Annotated in this window: 18 protein-coding genes; 5 read left to right on the top strand and 13 right to left on the bottom strand. The window is 57.5% G+C overall.

Annotation, left to right across the window (positions count from 1 at the left end; genetic code table 11):
* The 5 genes from PSR62_RS18550 (at position 1) to tnpA (ending at position 5955) form a co-directional block, all read left to right on the top strand.
* Positions 1 to 1926 carry a sensor histidine kinase gene (locus tag PSR62_RS18550; protein WP_274404494.1) on the top strand — a complete coding sequence of 642 codons (1926 nt, stop codon included), beginning with the start codon at positions 1 to 3 and terminating at the stop codon, positions 1924 to 1926.
* Entirely contained in the window at positions 1923 to 2387 is a 465-nt protein-coding gene (locus tag PSR62_RS18545; RefSeq protein ID WP_274404493.1) for a response regulator, read from the top strand. The genes PSR62_RS18550 and PSR62_RS18545 overlap by 4 nt, the downstream gene beginning before the upstream one ends.
* 109 nt (positions 2388 to 2496) lie before the next feature.
* Positions 2497 to 3537, top strand: coding sequence for an N-acetyl-gamma-glutamyl-phosphate reductase (argC, locus tag PSR62_RS18540; protein WP_274404492.1), 1041 nt, complete (start codon positions 2497 to 2499; stop codon positions 3535 to 3537).
* A 213-nt stretch (positions 3538 to 3750) separates the two neighbouring features.
* Positions 3751 to 5100 carry a DUF1015 domain-containing protein gene (locus PSR62_RS18535; protein WP_274404491.1) on the top strand — a complete coding sequence of 450 codons (1350 nt, stop codon included), beginning with the start codon at positions 3751 to 3753 and terminating at the stop codon, positions 5098 to 5100.
* 402 nt (positions 5101 to 5502) lie between these two features.
* Positions 5503 to 5955, top strand: a complete 453-nt coding sequence (gene tnpA / locus PSR62_RS18530) for an IS200/IS605 family transposase (RefSeq protein ID WP_274404490.1) — start codon at positions 5503 to 5505, stop codon at positions 5953 to 5955.
* A gap of 159 nt (positions 5956 to 6114) precedes the next feature.
* Here the strand turns inward: tnpA and PSR62_RS18525 are convergent, their stop codons facing one another.
* From PSR62_RS18525 to PSR62_RS18465, 13 genes are all read right to left on the bottom strand, one after another.
* Positions 6115 to 7050: a lactate/malate dehydrogenase family protein gene (locus PSR62_RS18525; protein WP_274404489.1), complete on the bottom strand. Its 936-nt coding sequence runs from the start codon at positions 7048 to 7050 to the stop codon at positions 6115 to 6117.
* Positions 7051 to 7301: 251 nt separating this feature from the next.
* Complete coding sequence (locus PSR62_RS18520; protein ID WP_274404487.1) at positions 7302 to 8165, bottom strand: class II aldolase/adducin family protein; 864 nt, start codon at positions 8163 to 8165, stop codon at positions 7302 to 7304.
* 86 nt (positions 8166 to 8251) lie between these two features.
* On the bottom strand, positions 8252 to 8554 hold the full coding sequence (locus tag PSR62_RS18515) for a EutN/CcmL family microcompartment protein (protein ID WP_274404486.1): 303 nt from the start codon (positions 8552 to 8554) through the stop codon (positions 8252 to 8254).
* Complete coding sequence (locus PSR62_RS18510) at positions 8551 to 9225, bottom strand: hypothetical protein (RefSeq protein WP_274404485.1); 675 nt, start codon at positions 9223 to 9225, stop codon at positions 8551 to 8553. Before PSR62_RS18510 ends, PSR62_RS18515 begins: the two co-directional genes overlap by 4 nt.
* A 122-nt stretch (positions 9226 to 9347) precedes the next feature.
* A complete protein-coding gene (locus PSR62_RS18505; RefSeq protein WP_274404484.1) occupies positions 9348 to 9638 on the bottom strand; it encodes a EutN/CcmL family microcompartment protein in 291 nt (96 codons plus the stop codon).
* Between the two features lie 2 nt (positions 9639 to 9640).
* A complete protein-coding gene (locus PSR62_RS18500) occupies positions 9641 to 11065 on the bottom strand; it encodes an aldehyde dehydrogenase family protein (RefSeq protein WP_274404483.1) in 1425 nt (474 codons plus the stop codon).
* A 53-nt stretch (positions 11066 to 11118) separates the two neighbouring features.
* Positions 11119 to 11427, bottom strand: a complete 309-nt coding sequence (locus PSR62_RS18495) for a EutN/CcmL family microcompartment protein (RefSeq protein ID WP_047816256.1) — start codon at positions 11425 to 11427, stop codon at positions 11119 to 11121.
* A gap of 62 nt (positions 11428 to 11489) precedes the next feature.
* The gene (locus tag PSR62_RS18490) at positions 11490 to 12725 is read right to left on the bottom strand and encodes an acetate/propionate family kinase (protein ID WP_274404482.1); all 1236 of its coding nucleotides are present in this window, start codon (positions 12723 to 12725) and stop codon (positions 11490 to 11492) included.
* Between the two features lie 84 nt (positions 12726 to 12809).
* Positions 12810 to 13079, bottom strand: coding sequence for a BMC domain-containing protein (locus tag PSR62_RS18485; RefSeq protein ID WP_274404481.1), 270 nt, complete (start codon positions 13077 to 13079; stop codon positions 12810 to 12812).
* Between the two features lie 69 nt (positions 13080 to 13148).
* A complete protein-coding gene (locus PSR62_RS18480) occupies positions 13149 to 13445 on the bottom strand; it encodes a BMC domain-containing protein (protein WP_047816254.1) in 297 nt (98 codons plus the stop codon).
* Positions 13446 to 13566: 121 nt separating this feature from the next.
* Positions 13567 to 14292, bottom strand: a complete 726-nt coding sequence (gene pduL, locus PSR62_RS18475; RefSeq protein WP_274404480.1) for a phosphate propanoyltransferase — start codon at positions 14290 to 14292, stop codon at positions 13567 to 13569.
* Positions 14289 to 15164 carry a DeoR/GlpR family DNA-binding transcription regulator gene (locus PSR62_RS18470; protein ID WP_274404479.1) on the bottom strand — a complete coding sequence of 292 codons (876 nt, stop codon included), beginning with the start codon at positions 15162 to 15164 and terminating at the stop codon, positions 14289 to 14291. Before PSR62_RS18470 ends, pduL begins: the two co-directional genes overlap by 4 nt.
* Positions 15165 to 15334: 170 nt before the next feature.
* Positions 15335 to 15916, bottom strand: a complete 582-nt coding sequence (locus PSR62_RS18465; protein WP_274404478.1) for a hypothetical protein — start codon at positions 15914 to 15916, stop codon at positions 15335 to 15337.
* Positions 15917 to 15982 lie beyond the last annotated feature (66 nt).

Below are 15982 nucleotides of genomic sequence, written 5' to 3'. Positions count from 1 at the left end.
ATGTTGCTGACCCAGTTGGGACGACAGACTTTGCGGCAACGCATCTACTTGGCAAGTGCTTGCTTGGTTGCACTTTGTGTGCTCAGCACCTGGATCGGCGTGAGCGGCCAGTCAGCGTTGCTGCGGAGCTTTGCCGATTACCAGCGAGCGGAGAGCACTTCGGTGGTCATCGAATCGATCGATCGGAAAGTCCAGGAGCTGAAATCTCGCAGCGAGAGTTATTTGTTGACGGGAACCTCGGCGCAGTATCGAGCCGCGTTGACGTTGCAGAAGGAATTGGCAAGTGAAATCGAACGCGCCAAGGGAGCCGATGCCTCGATCGAAGAGACCTTGGTCCAGATGGAAGGCCACCTGACGGTCTTGAGCGATCAGCTGAAATTGGCGGCGGAGGAGCGTGAGTTGCGTTCTCGGTTGGTGCAGCAGGAGTTGCCAGAGAAAGCGGAGGTGGTTCGCGACGCGTTCAACCGACTGCGTGCTTGGTGGATGGAGGATCCGGTCAAGAATGAACAGCAGATTCGCAAGCATGGCGGGGCACGAGGTGCGTACGTGGCGGCTCATCGCTCGTTGCTGGAGTACTTCAATCATCCCAAGTCCGAGAGCTTTGACCGGGCCACGCAGGATCTGGAAAGGGCTCGTTTGGCCTGTCTGGAATTGCAGGAGGCTCCCGACAATCAACAGGAAGAGGTCCAAGGAATTCTGGCGGAGGTGTTGGCCAGCCTGTCTGAATTTCAACGTGTCGGCGCACGTGCGTTTCAGGCCACCCGCGGATACATGGTCTACTCCAACGTGGTGATGGCGGGGGAAATTGCTGAGTTCAGCTACCAATCCTCCAAACTGAAAGCGTTTGTTCAGGAGCAAAAGGCGCTGAACCAACGCAACCGAGAGGCGTCCTTCCAGCGATCTCGCTACATCGCGGTGGGAGCCGCTGTGGGGGCGGTGTTGCTGGCCATGCTGCTCGCAACCAGCTTGTCGATGGCCGTCATCGGTCCGATCAGTCGTTTGACGGAAATGTTCCGGCGATTGGCCGCTGGTGAAACCATGGTGATTTCAACCGAGACGGAGCGAACCGATGAAATCGCTCAAATGGTCAAAGCCGCTCGTGTTTTCAGCGACAAAAACCAGGAAACCAAGCTGCTGCTGGATCGATCTGAAAAACTCAGCCAAGAATTGGTGAAGAAAGCGGAAGCATTGACGGAATCCAACCGCGAACTGGATAATTTTGCTTACATTGCTTCCCACGATCTGAAGTCGCCCCTGCGTGGAATCCAGCATCTGGCCACTTGGGTGCAGGAGGATTGTGAAGACATTTTGCCGGAAAGTTCGCAGGAGCATTTGAAGCACATGCAAACTCGCGTTCGCAGCATGGAGTGTTTGCTCGACGATCTGCTGAACTATTCACGGGTTGGCCGCGTCGATTCTCGTCCCGAGCACGTCGATAGCAACGAATTGGTCACTTCCATCGTCGCCATGGCGGACAACTTGGGTGGTTGCGACATTTCATGGGAGAGGTTGCCTGTTTTTGACACCGTGCGGACGCCGCTGAAGCAAGTGCTGTTGAATCTGATCAGCAATGCGATGAAATACAATGACAAAGGCGCTGGTGGCCAGATTGAGGTGCGGTGCGAGGAAGATGCCGATTGGTACAAATGGGAAGTGGCCGACAATGGGATTGGGATCGAAACTCGGTTCCACGAAAAGGTGTTTCAGATGTACCAGCGTGTTGCGACCGATGTTTCAGATGGAAGCGGCATGGGACTTGCCATCGCAAAGAAACATGTGGAGCACTATGGTGGGGAAATTGGACTCCAATCCTCCCCGGGAAGCGGAACCACCTTTTGGTTCACATGGCCAAGACAAATTGAATCAGCGGACGAGTCAGTGAAAGATCGTCCCGCTGAAGACTCCATTGTAAACGTGCGTACATGACATCGTCTCTTGCCGATCATTCAAACTCTTGCGAAGCCAAGCGTCCGACGTTTCTTCTGATTGAAGATGACGCGGTGGACGTCGAAGCGTTCCGCCGCGCGGTCAAACGCAATCAGGTGGATTGTGAGTTGGTGCATGCCTCCGACGGCGGCGAAGCATTGCAAAAACTCCGCAGTTTGGTGGACGAAAGCGACGATGTGGGTGTCTTGGCGTTTCTGGATCTGAACATGCCCGGATTGAACGGGCATGAGTTTTTGACCGAGGTTCGACGCGATGATTCTCTGAAGCGTTTGGCAGTGTTCGTTGTGACGACGTCCCGTCATCAACGTGACATAGCGTTGGCGTACGACAAAAACGTGGCGGGCTACTTTGAAAAAGATGATTTGAACTCGGTTCTGGAAATGGCTCGGCAGTTCGCAGGTCGCTTGGTATTTCCCACGCTGGGTTCCAAGAGCGAATGAGCTGAATGGGGCGTGGTTGTCGAACACGGCGGAAAAAGCGACAACACCGGTGGGAAATTGTTCGCCGCTGGGTGAACCCGTTTCGAGTGGAAGCCTTCTTAGTTGCATCATGTCATCATCTGATCTTCGCGTCGCTCTCATTGGTTCGACCGGTTACACCGCACTTGAAGTTGCCCGTTTGTTGCTCACGCATCCGAGTGCGGAGTTGGTGGTTGCGACCAGTCGCCAAGACGAGGGCAAACCGCTGTCGGAAATTCATCCGATGCTGGCCGGTCGCTGCGACGTGACCCTGCAACCGCTCGACGCCGACGTGATCGCGAAGTCGGCGGATGTGGCGATGTGCTGCTTGCCTCACGGGGCTTCTGCGGAAAGCGTGAAACAATTGGCCGCGGCTGGCATGCGAGTCATCGACTTCAGCGCCGACTTCCGGCTGTCGAGCTTGGAAACCTACGAGCACTGGTACGGTGTCAAACACCCATGGCCGGAGCGAATCGGCAACGTCGTCTACGGCATGCCGGAGTTCTTCGCGGACGAAATTCGCAGCGCTGATATCGTCGCCAACCCAGGGTGCTATCCCACCTCCGCGATCATGCCGCTGGCGCCGCTTGTGAAGGCGGGATTGATCGAAACAGACGACATCATCGTCGACAGTAAATCGGGCGTTTCGGGCGCCGGCCGTTCGCCGAAACTGGGAACACTTTACTGTGAGACCAATGAATCGATCTCAGCGTACGCGGTGGGAACTCACCGTCATGCACCCGAAATCGCAGACCTCGTCGAACGGATCGCGGGGGCACCCATTGAGGTGATGTTCACACCGCACCTGACGCCGATGGATCGCGGCATTCTGTCGACGATCTATGTGAAGCCGGCGGGCAAGGCTGGCTCGGTGGAGGAGGCTGTCCGTGCGATGATGAGTTTGTTGCGAGACACTTACTCCGACCAACCTTGTGTCCATGTGGTCGATCATTTGCCCGCGACGAAGTATGTCGCAGGGACCAACCACGTTCAGATTTCGGTGCGTCCTTCGGGCAAGCGTGCCGTCATCGTCTGTGCCATCGACAACCTCACGAAGGGCGCCAGCGGCGCCGCCGTTCAAAACATGAATGTGATGTTTGGATTGCCGGAAACGGCTGGGTTGTTGATGTGATCTCAAACTCGCTGGCGTGATCTTCAGGCCACGAATGTTTGCAAATTGACTTGGACGAAGCAGGTGGGCAGGAACGATCTGGAGAAACCATGTGAGCCGTTTGGGCGTTCGCCCCGGTTGTACGTGAGAACAGTGGCGTTCGCCCAAACAGTTCCAATGCCAAGTGACGCCTGCTTATCCGCTTAGAAACGTTGTTCTGCATCGGAGCTTGTTATGCCTGAAGTCACACCGTTTGCCGCCTTGCGTTACAACCTGGATCACATTCGGTCGCTTTCCGAAGTGGTCGCGCCGCCCTATGACGTCATTGATGCAGAGTACCAGGACGTGCTCTACAAGCGTCACCCATCCAACGTGATCCGCGTGATCCTGAATCGCGAGGAACCTGGCGACGAGATTGACGAGACCTACTCACGGGCGTCAGGTTTCGTCAAACAGTGGATTCGCGAGGGTGTGCTGAAGCAGGACGACGAACCGGGGTTCTATCTCTATCATCAAGCATTTGTGACCTCCGACGTGGATGGTGAGTCCAAGACTGTCACGCGGCGCGGGTTCATGGGGCGAGTTCGATTGGAGCCCTTTGGGAAAGGCAATATTCACCCGCACGAGGAAACGCACCCAAAGGCGAAAGTGGATCGTCTGAAGTTGTTGAAGGCAACCGAGCAAAACAACAGCCCGATCTTTGGTTTGTATCCTGACGACGACAACGCTGTGATTGAATGCTTGGAAGCTGCCAAGAACGATGTCACGCCGATCGAAGCCACTGATGACGCGGGCGTGGTCCACACCCTTTGGCCCATCACCGATCCGAATGCGATCACGACGGCCAGTCAATTGTTGGCGGACAAGCCAATGTTTGTGGCGGACGGACATCATCGATACGAAACCGCGTGTGACTACCGAGACTTCGTCGCCGAGCAAACCGGTGGGATCGCCCCGGATCATCCAGTGAACTTCGTGATGACCATGTTGGTCGGCATGAGTGATCCGGGACTGGTCGTGCTGCCGACTCACCGATTGATTCGCGGCATTCGTCCGCTGCGGTCCGAGGAATTGATCGAACGACTTGGCGATCGATTTGATTGCGAAACGCTGAGTGGTGGCATGTCCGCGGCACCCGACGCTTGGACACGAATTCAGTTGGCGGACCGTCAAAGCTTGATGGCGTTGTTTGCCGCGGAAGACGAGACGTGGGTCATGGCCAACGCAAACGAGAAAGCGATGGCTCGCATGTCGGAGCTTGCCGGCGACCGAAGTGAGACATGGCGATCGCTGGGAGTCAGCTTGTTGCACCAATTGGTGCTGGAGGATTGCTTGGGGGAATCGAATCATCCCAAGCCAACTTATGTCCACGAGATCAGGGATGTGCTCGCGGGATTGAAAGGTGAGTCGCAAGCCGCGGAATCAGAAGGCGAGGGGGAATACGCCTTTGCGGCGCTGGTGATGCCAGCGACGGTGTCGGACGTCGAGATGATCAGCTTGAATCACGAACGCATGCCGGCGAAGAGCACCTACTTCTATCCCAAGTTGCTGAGCGGGTTGGCGTTCCACCGGTTGATGCCGTGAGCGGTGGGGGGCGTGGTTCCGTTTCGACGGCCCCGTCGTCGACTATTGGCGAACGATATGTTTATGAGCCATGAGTCGGATGATTTTGGCCGTTGGCCAAAGCGTTTGGGGACGCGTTGCAAGACCAGGGGCGTTGCTCGCTGGCTATGTTGAGTTTGCCCTTTGCCCAACGTGTTGACTGGCCAACGGCCAGTGTCATCGAAGCCAGGGGCATCGCCCCTGGGACACGAACCATCATCGATCGGTTTGGCCAACGGCCAAAATCAACCGGGCCGCCCGGCATACGTTGTGGGGCATCACCCTTCTGCTTCTCACAACATCACGGAATTGTGATCGGCTAAGTTGACAGTTGATCGGCTACTCTGGCCAACGGCCGAATTCAATCGAACAACGGAGACCACGATGCCCCAGTCATTGTCTCAGCTCTACGCTCATTTGATCTTTAGCACCAAGAATCGATTCCCGTTCCTAAAGGACGATATCCGTGACCGAGTCCATGCGTACCTGGCATCGGTGCTACGCGAGATGGGGGCCGCGTTCGTAGTCGTGGGAGGAGTCGACGATCATGTTCACGTTTTGTTTGATATGGGCCGGCTTCATCCGGCAAAAGAATTTGTTGAGAAGGTCAAACGGGAGACGTCCAAGTTCGTGAAAACGCTGCGTCCCAATCTGGACAAATTTTATTGGCAACGCGGGTATGGGATCTTCTCCGTATCCCCGACGCATCGTGAAAGCGTCGTTGCGTACATCGAAAATCAGCAGGAGCATCACCGAACAACGACATTTCAAGAGGAATATCGCGATTTCCTCAAACGGTATGGGATTGCGTTTGACGAACGATATGTTTGGGAGTGATGGCGACCGATGAATTTGGCCGTCAGCCAAAGCGTTTGGGGACGCGATGCGAGACCAGGGGCGTTGCCCGCTGGCTATGTTGAGTTTGGCCTTTGGCCAACGTGTTGACTGGCCAAGAGCCTGTGTTATCGAAGCCAGGGGCATCGCCCCTGGGGCACTTCACTTGATCCGTGGCAAGACGGTGTCGAGGGTTTTGCGGAGGGCGGCGCCGCTGGCTCGGAGGCCTTGGACTTCTTTGGGCCACAGGTCGATTTCGAGTTGATCGACGACACCGGCGCGGCCAACCACGGTGGGGACGCTGAGGGCGACGTCGTGGATGCCGTAGCATCCTGATTGCACGCTGCTGACGGGCAGCAGGCACTTGCGGTCCAGAATCACGGCATCGATCACATCGCGAATGGCGATGCCGACGGCGAAGCCCGCTCCGCCTTTGCGTTTGATGACTTCGGCGCCACTGCCCCGCGTCCGAGTGAACAGTTGGTTTGCGAGCGCTGGGTTCCAGCCAGGGAATTTATCCAGTGGCAAACTGCCGATGGTGGCACTGCTCCAGATGGGAACCATCGAGTCGCCGTGCTCGCCCAGAATCAACGCTTTCGTTTGCGTGGGAGGTGCCTTGAGTTCTTCCGCGATCAACGAGCAGAATCGGATCGTATCAAGTTGCGTTCCCAAACCAATGACTTGCTTGGTCGGCAATCCCAGCATGCCCGCCGCCACGTAGGTCAGGATGTCGACCGGGTTGCTGACGACCAAGACGATCGCCGATGACTTCGGGCCAGCGGCTTTCACGTCGCGAAGGATTTGCACGAACAGGTCGGTGTTGCGGTTGATCAGGTCCAGGCGTGATTCGTCCGGCTTGCGACGCAGGCCTGCGGTGATGCAGATGATGTCGCTGTCCGGGATGTGCTCGTAACCACCACCCACGATCGTTTGATCCGCGACGCTTGGCGAACCGTGCTGCAGGTCCAAAGCGTGTCCCACAGCGGTTTCAACGTTGACGTCCAACAACGCGATTTCGCGAGCCAGGCCGCCGCACTGCAACGCGTAAGCGGCACAAGATCCGACGAGGCCGCCGGCACCAATGATGGAAACTTTCATGGGATCAGTTGAGTTGAATGGTGGGGGATGGTTTGGGTGGGAGCGTCACAACAAGGTGGCAAAGGGCTGCGATCGTAGCGGAAGTCGTCAAGACTTTCGGTTCTCCCGCAAGCTTCGAAACTCTTGACGAGTTTCGCTACCCGAAGTTGAGCAGCCAACGAAACTCTTGACGAGTTTCGCTACCCGAAGTTGAGCAACCAACGAAACTCTTGACGAGTTTCGCTACCCTGAAATTGAGTTGGAACAGACCTCTAGCTCGAGGCTTTCATCTGACGCATGACTTCGTTGGTGATCAGCTTCACGAGCTGTTCTTCGTCCACACCAGCAGGTGCCGACGAAGCCGAACCGGATGTCTTGATCGGTGGTGGTGGTGCAAACGCACGGCGTTCGACGCCCGAGTCTTTCCAGGAATCGCGGAAAATGTCGTTGGCACAGATGTCGCAATCTTCGAACTCAGTCGTGTTGCGGGGGTCCTTGAATCCCCATTTGTCCTTCAATTCCAACAATTCACGCGACTTGGTTTCGTCCAGGTACGAAACGTTGCCCAGTTGCTTGGCCAGCAACAGCATGCGGCAGTACGAGTCCAGGATCTCGGTCCACCAGTAGGCTCGTTCGACGGATTCGCCGTACGAAACCGTGCCGTGGTTGGCCAGGATCATCACGTTGGTTTTTTCAACGAAAGGAATGATCGTGTCGGCGAAGGCTTGTCCGCCAGGTGTTTCGTACTTGGTGATCGGCACGTCGCCGAGGAACACCTCGACTTCAGGCAAAATGCACTGGGGAATGGGTTCGCGAGCAATCGCGAAAGCAGTCGCGTGCGGTGGGTGGCAGTGGACAACCGACTTGATGTCGGCGCGTTGCTTGTAGATTTCCAAGTGCAACAACGCTTCGCTACTGCGTTTTTTGCGACCGGAGATTTGCTTGCCGGTCATGTCGATCATCGAGATGTCGTCGGGCGTCAAATAGCCTTTGCAGTGCATCGTCGGTGTGCAGAGGACTTCGTTGTCGCTGACGCGGACGGTGATGTTGCCGTCGTTGGCCGCCGCGAATTGACGGTTGTAGATGCGGCGACCGATGTCGCACATGTCTTGTTTGATCTTATGGATGTTTTGCATGACAAGTGGTCCAAGTCAGGAAAGGGAGGTCGAGAGATGGGAGATGAACGGGAACGGGGTGGCCGTTCCGAGCTAAATTTGATTCGTCACGAGGTTTGCACCTCGCAGTGATCCAGGATGGCGACGATGGAGGCGTCCGTTGGTTTGACATCGGGGCGGAAGGGGGCGGCGGATTCGGGACCCTCGGCCAACGCGACCCAGTCCCCTTGTCCACTGCCAACCAAATCCCACGCGACGATGGTGTCGCCACCAAGGGGTTTCGCGTCGTCCTGGTTGACTTGGATTTGATCCGCGGACTCCACCACTTCAACACAGCGAAGTTTGTAGCCCTTCATGGACGGGTGCATCTGCGACAACGTCACGGTTCCAACCACACGTGCGATCTTCATCGAGAAGTCTCCTGTGAAGTGGATGCGGATGACGTTGGCAATTGAGCGATGGTGCTCGCGGCGTTGACCAGCGCAACCAGATTAAAACGCTGCCCGTCGAGCACGAACGTGTCAGCGTCAATTTCCGAGCCGAATCTTGCGATGTCTTCCAGGCGAGTAATCAACACCGCTCGCGAACCGGATTGGATGCGGCCGAGCAGCGTTGCGGCGGGACGCTCGGTCACGACCACCGAACGAGCAGCTTGGGGGCAATGATCGACGCCGCGAAGCGAAAGCTGGCGTGTCAAAGCGTCGCGAATCGATTCGGAGGAGGAGTCGGTGTGCAGTTGGACGAATCGTTTGCCGTGATTGACGGCGAGTTTCTTGGAGGCGGTCGCGGTGGGCTTCGTGCCTGCCAGCGTGATCCCGCGTGCTCGCATTTCGTCACGGGCAGCAGGGGTCACGATGCCTCCGGACAACTGAACCTGGGTGACTCCCGAGGGGATGCCGCGAATGACATCGACGCTGATGACTTTGTCGCTGAGGACGTGAGCAGGCTGGCCGCTGGTGGCTGCTTTGGATGTCGAAACGCTCGTTCCGGTTTGTTCTCGCAAGCGGCGCAACACCTGCTCAACGATCGACGCGATGTCGACGCTGTTGGGCGTAGCGGTTTGGGTTGCGGGAGAGGTCATTTGTGTTCTTCGTTGGTAGCCGGATTCGTCCGATGTAGTCGGATTCGCCGGATGTAGCCGGATTCGCCAGAATTCGGTTCTTGCAGTGGTCTCTGATTCACAAGCTGGAAGCCCATGCCACATCACTTCGTCTTGGATTTCTTCTTCGTCGTCGTCGGTTCGTCGATCAGGCCCATCACACTCCAGCGAGCAGGGCAACTTTCCGATCCGGTCATCTCGCGGATGGGGCCGGTTTCACTGGTCAACATCACACGGTCACCGACTCGGCAGCCCAGTTCGTCCAACACGAGCAACGGTGCTCCGTCCGGTTTCTCGTCAACGCCGGTGGGTTGGGCGATGACGAGACGTTGGCCTTGCAGGGATTCGTGTTTGACGGTCGCGCGGGTGTGACCGATGACGCGTGCGGGTTGCATGCTCAGACCACTCGCAATTCGTCAATCATGCTGCAGCGTCGTTCGCGAGTGAACGTGTCGGGGGTCGTGACGCCTTCGCCGGTGGGGCCCGCAATGGAGAACGACAGGTAGCCTTCCCCGCCGAGTCCCAGGGCTGCCATGCAAGGTCCGTTCTTGACGTACAAGGTCGTGTCCAGTTCCTTGCCCATCTTGGTCATGTTGTGAACGTTGCGCGAGTGAATGATCGCGGTGTGTCGGAAGCCGTGCTCGTAGTGCTTGGCCATCGAGATCGCGTGATCGACGTCGCGTGCTCGGACAAACGGGATGAACGGCATCATCTGTTCGACGCTCACGAACGGGTGATGTTCATCGGTTTCGCCGAAGATCAATTCGCACGATTCGGGAACCTTCACGCCAGCAGCGGCAGCCAAAACGGACGCGTCTTTGCCGATGTAATCCTTCGCGGCGGCGTCGTGGTTGTCGTCGCCGACTTGGGTGATCGCAACCGACGCGAGTTTCGCGATTTGAGCTTGGTCGAGCTGGACGGCTCCGGCGCGTCGCATGGCGGCCAGCATGTCGTCGAACACGGATTCCACGACGAAGACTTCTTTTTCAGCGATGCACAACAGGTTGTTGTCATAAGCACCACCTTGAATGATGCAGCGAGCGGCGTTGTCCAGGTCGGCGGTTTCGTCGACGACGACGGGTGGGTTGCCGGGGCCGGCGACAATGGCTCGTTTGCCACTGTTCAGAGCGGCGCGTCCAACGGCGGGACCACCGGTGACGCAGATCAAGGCCACGTCGCGGTGCCCAAACAACTCCGCCGCACTTTCGAGCGTGGGTTCGGCGATCACGCAGATCAGATTGTCGATGCCAACTTCCCGAGCGATTTCTTCGTTGAAGCGACGAACACCTTCGACGGCAACCAGACGCCCCGAGGGGTGCGGGTTGACGACAACCGCGTTCCCGCCGGCGATCATGCTGACGGCGTTGCCGGTGATCGTGGGCAGGCTGTGGGTAACGGGGGTGATCGCTGCGATGACTCCAAATGGGGCTCGCTCGATGATCGCCAGTCCGTGGTCACCGGAGAAGGCTTTGGTTTGCAGGAATTCGGTGCCCGGCGACAGTTCGCCGAGGGCCCGCAGTTTTTCGATTTTATGTTCGGGGCGACCGATGCCGGTTTCCCGCATTTCCATCAGGCCAAGCTCTTCGCAGTTTTCAATGCTGATTTTGCGAATGATGTCGATGACGCGTTTGCGATCTTCCATCGGACGTTGGCGAAGCTGCTCGAATGCATGACGGGCCGCGGTGACCGCATCCGAAGCGTTGCCGAAGATGCCATGGCGACCTTCGTGAACGCTGGCTGAGCCGGACACGCTAGGCATCGGGCCGACTTCGGCGAGGACTTGTGCGACCACGCTGCGAATGGTGTTTTCGTCGAGTTGCATGATGAGAGATGAGTCAGGGGGGATGGAGTGGAACGGGAAAGCGTGGGCACGGGTTAGGTGCTGGCTTTCACCTCTTTGGCATCCACGTGAACGGAATCGACCAAGCCGATGACGACCGCGTCGATGGGAAGTGTTTTGGTTTCGGGGGTCAGTCGAGCGCTGCTGCCTTGGCACACCAACACCAACTCACCTTCGCCTGCGCCCAACGTGTCGACCGCGATGAAAGTGCGTCCCGTTGAAGTAAGCTTTGCACGCGTTTTCTCATCGAGCCGATAGGGCTCGACAATCAACAACTTGTGACCGGTCATGGATGCAACCTTTTGGGTGCAAACGACCGATCCGGTGACGCGGGCTAAGAACATGGGAGTGGTGGGTTGAAGTGATGTGTTGGAGTGCGTTTGAATCAAGCCAGGCGGGACCTGGCCTACTGGGCGGCGAGAGCGCGGAGGCTTCGCTTGGCGACAATCCATTCTTCGTCGGTGGGCAAAACCAAAATCTGAGTTTTGCTGGACTCGGTGTGCAGGCTTCCTTCTCCACGCATCCCGTCATTCTTGGAGGCATCCAGTTCGATGCCAAAACCTTCCAGACCAGCACAAACGGCGGCCCGGACCACGTCGCTGTTTTCACCAATGCCTCCGGTGAACACGATCGCGTCCAAGCGACCCAGTGCGACCATCATTCCGCCGAGGTGACGGCGAATCTCTTCGGTGTAAACACCCAGTGCAAGCTTCGCGTCAGCGTTGCCTGCGTCGGCGGCCGACTCGATGTCTCGCAAATCGGCCATGCCGCCGGAGAGACCTTTCAGCCCACCTTGGCTGGCGAGTGTTTGCAGGACTTCTTCCAGCGATTGGCCGGTTCGCTGCATGATCAAGGGGATCGCGAAAGCGTCGAAATCGCCCACACGGTTGTTTTGCGGGACGCCGGTTTGAGGTGTCATGCCCATCGAGGTCATGATGCTCTGGCCGGAATCGATCGCGGTCAGCGAACTGCTTCCGCCCAGGTGACACGAGATGATCTTAGCGTCGTCGCGACCCAAGACTTCGGCGGCACGTTCGGCAATGAAGCGGTGGCTGGAACCATGGAATCCCCACTTTTGAATTTGCATTTCACGCGTCCATTCCGCTGGGATCGCGTAGGTGCGACGCTCCGGCGAAATCGTGTCGTGAAATTCGGTTTCAAACGCGGCGACCAACGGTAGCTCCGGAAAACGTTGACGTAACAGTTTCATCGCAGCGATGTACGGAGGGTTGTGCGCCGGCGCGGCGGCACTCATCTCGTCCATCGCTTCAAGCACTTCGTCGTCGACGACGAAGGTGCCACTTTTGCGTCCACCGTGAACGGCTTTGAAACCGATCGCGGCAACTTCATTGGCCTCTTTCAAACATCCGTTCTCAGGATGGGTCAGTTGGTCCAAGCAGGCTTGAACGGCAACCCCATGATCCGGCACGGGCATCTGCGTTTCTTCGCGAAACGTTTCGCCTTGATGCGATCGCGTCACAATCACTTCGCATTGACTGATGGGTTCGCCAATGCGATCGACGGCCCCGCGAGCGAGCACGCGAGAATCCGGCGAGGCGTTCGCAGATTCAAAGTCACCGGACATGTCCAGCAGCTTGTACTTGAAACTGGTGGAGCCCAGATTGGCAACGAGGATCAACATCGAATCACGGTCCTTGTGAAAGAGGTTTCACGCAGCGTGTGGGAACCTGGTTGTGAACTTCGCAACCGGATCACACGGCAGCGATCAATTGAAGTAGGCGTTCATCAAGCCTTCGGCTGGACGAGCGATCACGTGGCTGCTGACCAATTCGCCCACTTGAGCGGCGGCGGCGGAGCCAGCTTCGACGGCGGCGCGGACGCTGCCGACGTCACCACTGACGACGGTGGTGACCAAGCCACCACCGAGGTCGACGCGTTTGACAACGGCGACGTTGGCGGCTTTGGCCATCGCGTCGGTGGCTTCGACCAACGGCAAGAGGCCCTTCGTTTCAATCAAACCAATGGCATCGTTCATTTGAGTTTCTCTGTGAATCGTTTTGATGGGAGGGAGACAATCGAGGTGACAATCAAGTCGGTCTCTCGACTACTTTTTGCTGGTCGAAGGCAACTTCAGGATCTTTTCCAAGTCGCCGTGAGGGCGTGGGATCACTTGAACGCTGACGACTTCGCCAACCCGACCGGCGGCTGCTGCACCGGCATCGGTGGCTGCTTTGACAGCGGCGACATCGCCGGTGACGAACACGGTTGCCAAGCCAGCACCGATCTTGTCCCAACCAAGGAACTGAACGTTGGCGGCTTTCATCATTGCGTCGGTTGCCTCCACTGCTGAAACGAAACCTTTGGTTTCGATCATGCCGAGGGCTTCACTGATTTTGGCCATCTTTTGAGATACCTAAAAGGAAAGGGGAAAACGTCAAAGGGGGGGGAGTTGGCGGTGGGCCAACCGTTTCAATCATCGGACCGAATGGATGCCGGCCCATGTCTTGGTTTGCGGAGGCCGATCAGTGCTGGCAAGCACAGCCGGACTTTTTCAGTTCAACGCTGGTGGCCGCATCCAAGTTGCAAGCGTTGCCTTCGTCCGTGTCGATGTGAACTTCCAACTTGGCGGCTTTGTCGGCGCGAACCAAAACGTCTTCAAATGAAACGCTGCAGTCAGGACTGCGAACGGAAAGTTGCATCATGTCGCCATTGGAAACGCCGTAGAACTCGGCGTCGGCAAAGTTCATGTGCACGTGGCGAGCGGCGCGAATGACACCCTGTTCGAGCTGAACGCTGCCGGCGGGACCAACCAACACACAACCGGGCGTGCCGTCGATTTTGCCGCTGTGGCGAACGGGGGCGTTGATGCCCAACGAGATCGAATCGGTCAGTGCCAGTTCCACTTGGCTGGCACCACGGGTTGGGCCGAGCACACGAACGCTGGGGAGCATCCGTTTGCGAGGTCCGACGACCATCACGGTTTGCTTGGCCGCATAGAAGCCGTCCTGGTACAGATCTTTATCGGGTTCCAAGACGCTGCCGCGGCCGAACAGGATCTCGACGTGTTCGTCGGTCAAGTGGCAGTGGCGGGCTGAAATGCTGACTCGCAAGTTCGGTTTGCCATCGACCCAACCGAGCGGCTGTTGGCCGGCGGATGCAATCGAGGGGGCAGGAGACGCCAGGCCCGATTGACGGATCGCGTTGCGAACGAGGGATTCAATGCGTGAACGATCGACAGCCAAGCTCATGTGAGATTCGCGTTGTTCAAGGAATGGGTGGGGGAGGTGTTCGATGTGGGCGCGGCCGGAGCCGCCGCCGAAGTCTTTGGCGGTGACTGGTCCAGCGGTGACGGGGTCAACGGGGACGGAGCCAAGCGTAGTTGGACACCAGCGGATTCCAGCCACGCTTTCGCGTCAGAATCCAGGCCGGCATCCGTGACAACCGTGTCAATCTGGTGCAATTCGCATATTCGGCTCAAACTGGTTTTTCCGAACTTGCTGTGATCGGCCAACACGATGCCTCGTTCGGCCGATGCAAGCATCGCCTTTTCGCTTTCCACCAGCATCATGTCGCTGTTGAAAAGGCCGCGTGGCGAGACGCCGGCGACCGACAGGAAAGCGGTGGTGACGTGGATGTTTGCCAATTGCGAATCAGCGAGTGGGCCGATCGTGACGGAAGTTCGACCGCGTACGCAGCCGCCAATCATGACCAGGTCAATCGAATCGCTGGTCGACAACAGGTGAGCGACCGGCAGGGAATTCGTGACCACTTGCAGCGGTCGATGGACGATCAAGCGGGCCAGTTCATAAACCGTGCTGCCGCCGTCCAGCAAAATCGTGTCGTGATCGGCGATCAATTCGGAGGCAGCCCGGCCGATGGATTGTTTGGCAGCCCACGAATCATCATTGCGGGATTCGAACACGCTGATCGTGTCGGAATCGCCCGTCCAGTAAACGCCGCCGTGGGTCCGACGGGCCAAACCGGCTTCTTCCAGCATTTCCAAATCGCGACGGATCGTCGATTCGCTGACCGACAATTGCGACGCCAGTTCGCCCAAAGCCGCGAAACCGCGGTCTTGAACCAAATCACGCAATCGATCTCGACGCTTGTCGGTGGTCACTGGGTGGGCGCTGTGGGGAAGAATGTGCCGAGGATGAATCCAAGCAGCAGTTGCAAGATTTCTTGCAGGCCGAAAGGAATCTTTCATCAGGTGGTATTATTCTTCCAAGCATACACCATTGCAAGCGACGGAGTGGGTGGATTTGGAAAAGATGGGAAGAATGGATGTCCCTAGGCATTGGGCTGGGCGGCGATTTCGGGATTGTCAGTGATAGATACCAACCACCCGTGGGAGCGTTCAAGCATGATCTCGGGGGCGATCCCGACTGATTCCCAGGAAAAGGAGGGTGTTTGCGAGTTCTGGGGTGAGTTTGTGATGGTGGGGCCCGTGTCAGCGGTGGTGCCGGTTGGAAGATCTCTTTCACGGGTGGATTGCAATGCGTCCAGAAGTTGCTGGCGAGTTGCGGCCCATTCCTGCAAGACGTTTTGCTGGTTCGCTGAGGCAATTGGCTGCCAGACCAGCCCGACTTTCTGGATTCGGTTGTCGGCAGGTGCGGGCTCAGCTCGCTTCAGTTCACACAGCTTTCCACCCTGGGCAGCCAGTTTGCAGCCTTCCAGGTAGACTCGTCGCAGTTGATTGTCCGCGTTGAATTGGTAGACCCGATCGGGACCGTCGTAGATCGCTGGCCCTCCGCCTGTCCGCCAACCGATCACCCATTCTCGACCACTGGCACCATGCCGCAGCCGAGCTCGCTCGGGCAAATTGACTCCTTCGATCAGCAAGTCTTCTCGGTCGTGTGTTTCGCGTGCCATCGTTTTCCGCTTGGTCGTTGGTTTGAAATTGTGTTCTGAACCGTCCCGCTTCCTCCCCTTTCGTTG

The organism is Rhodopirellula sp. P2, assembly GCF_028768465.1.
Taxonomy (GTDB): Bacteria; Planctomycetota; Planctomycetia; order Pirellulales; family Pirellulaceae; genus Rhodopirellula.
The sequence above is the reverse complement of the archived record's forward strand: the minus strand, read 5'-3'. Positions and strand labels throughout refer to the sequence as shown.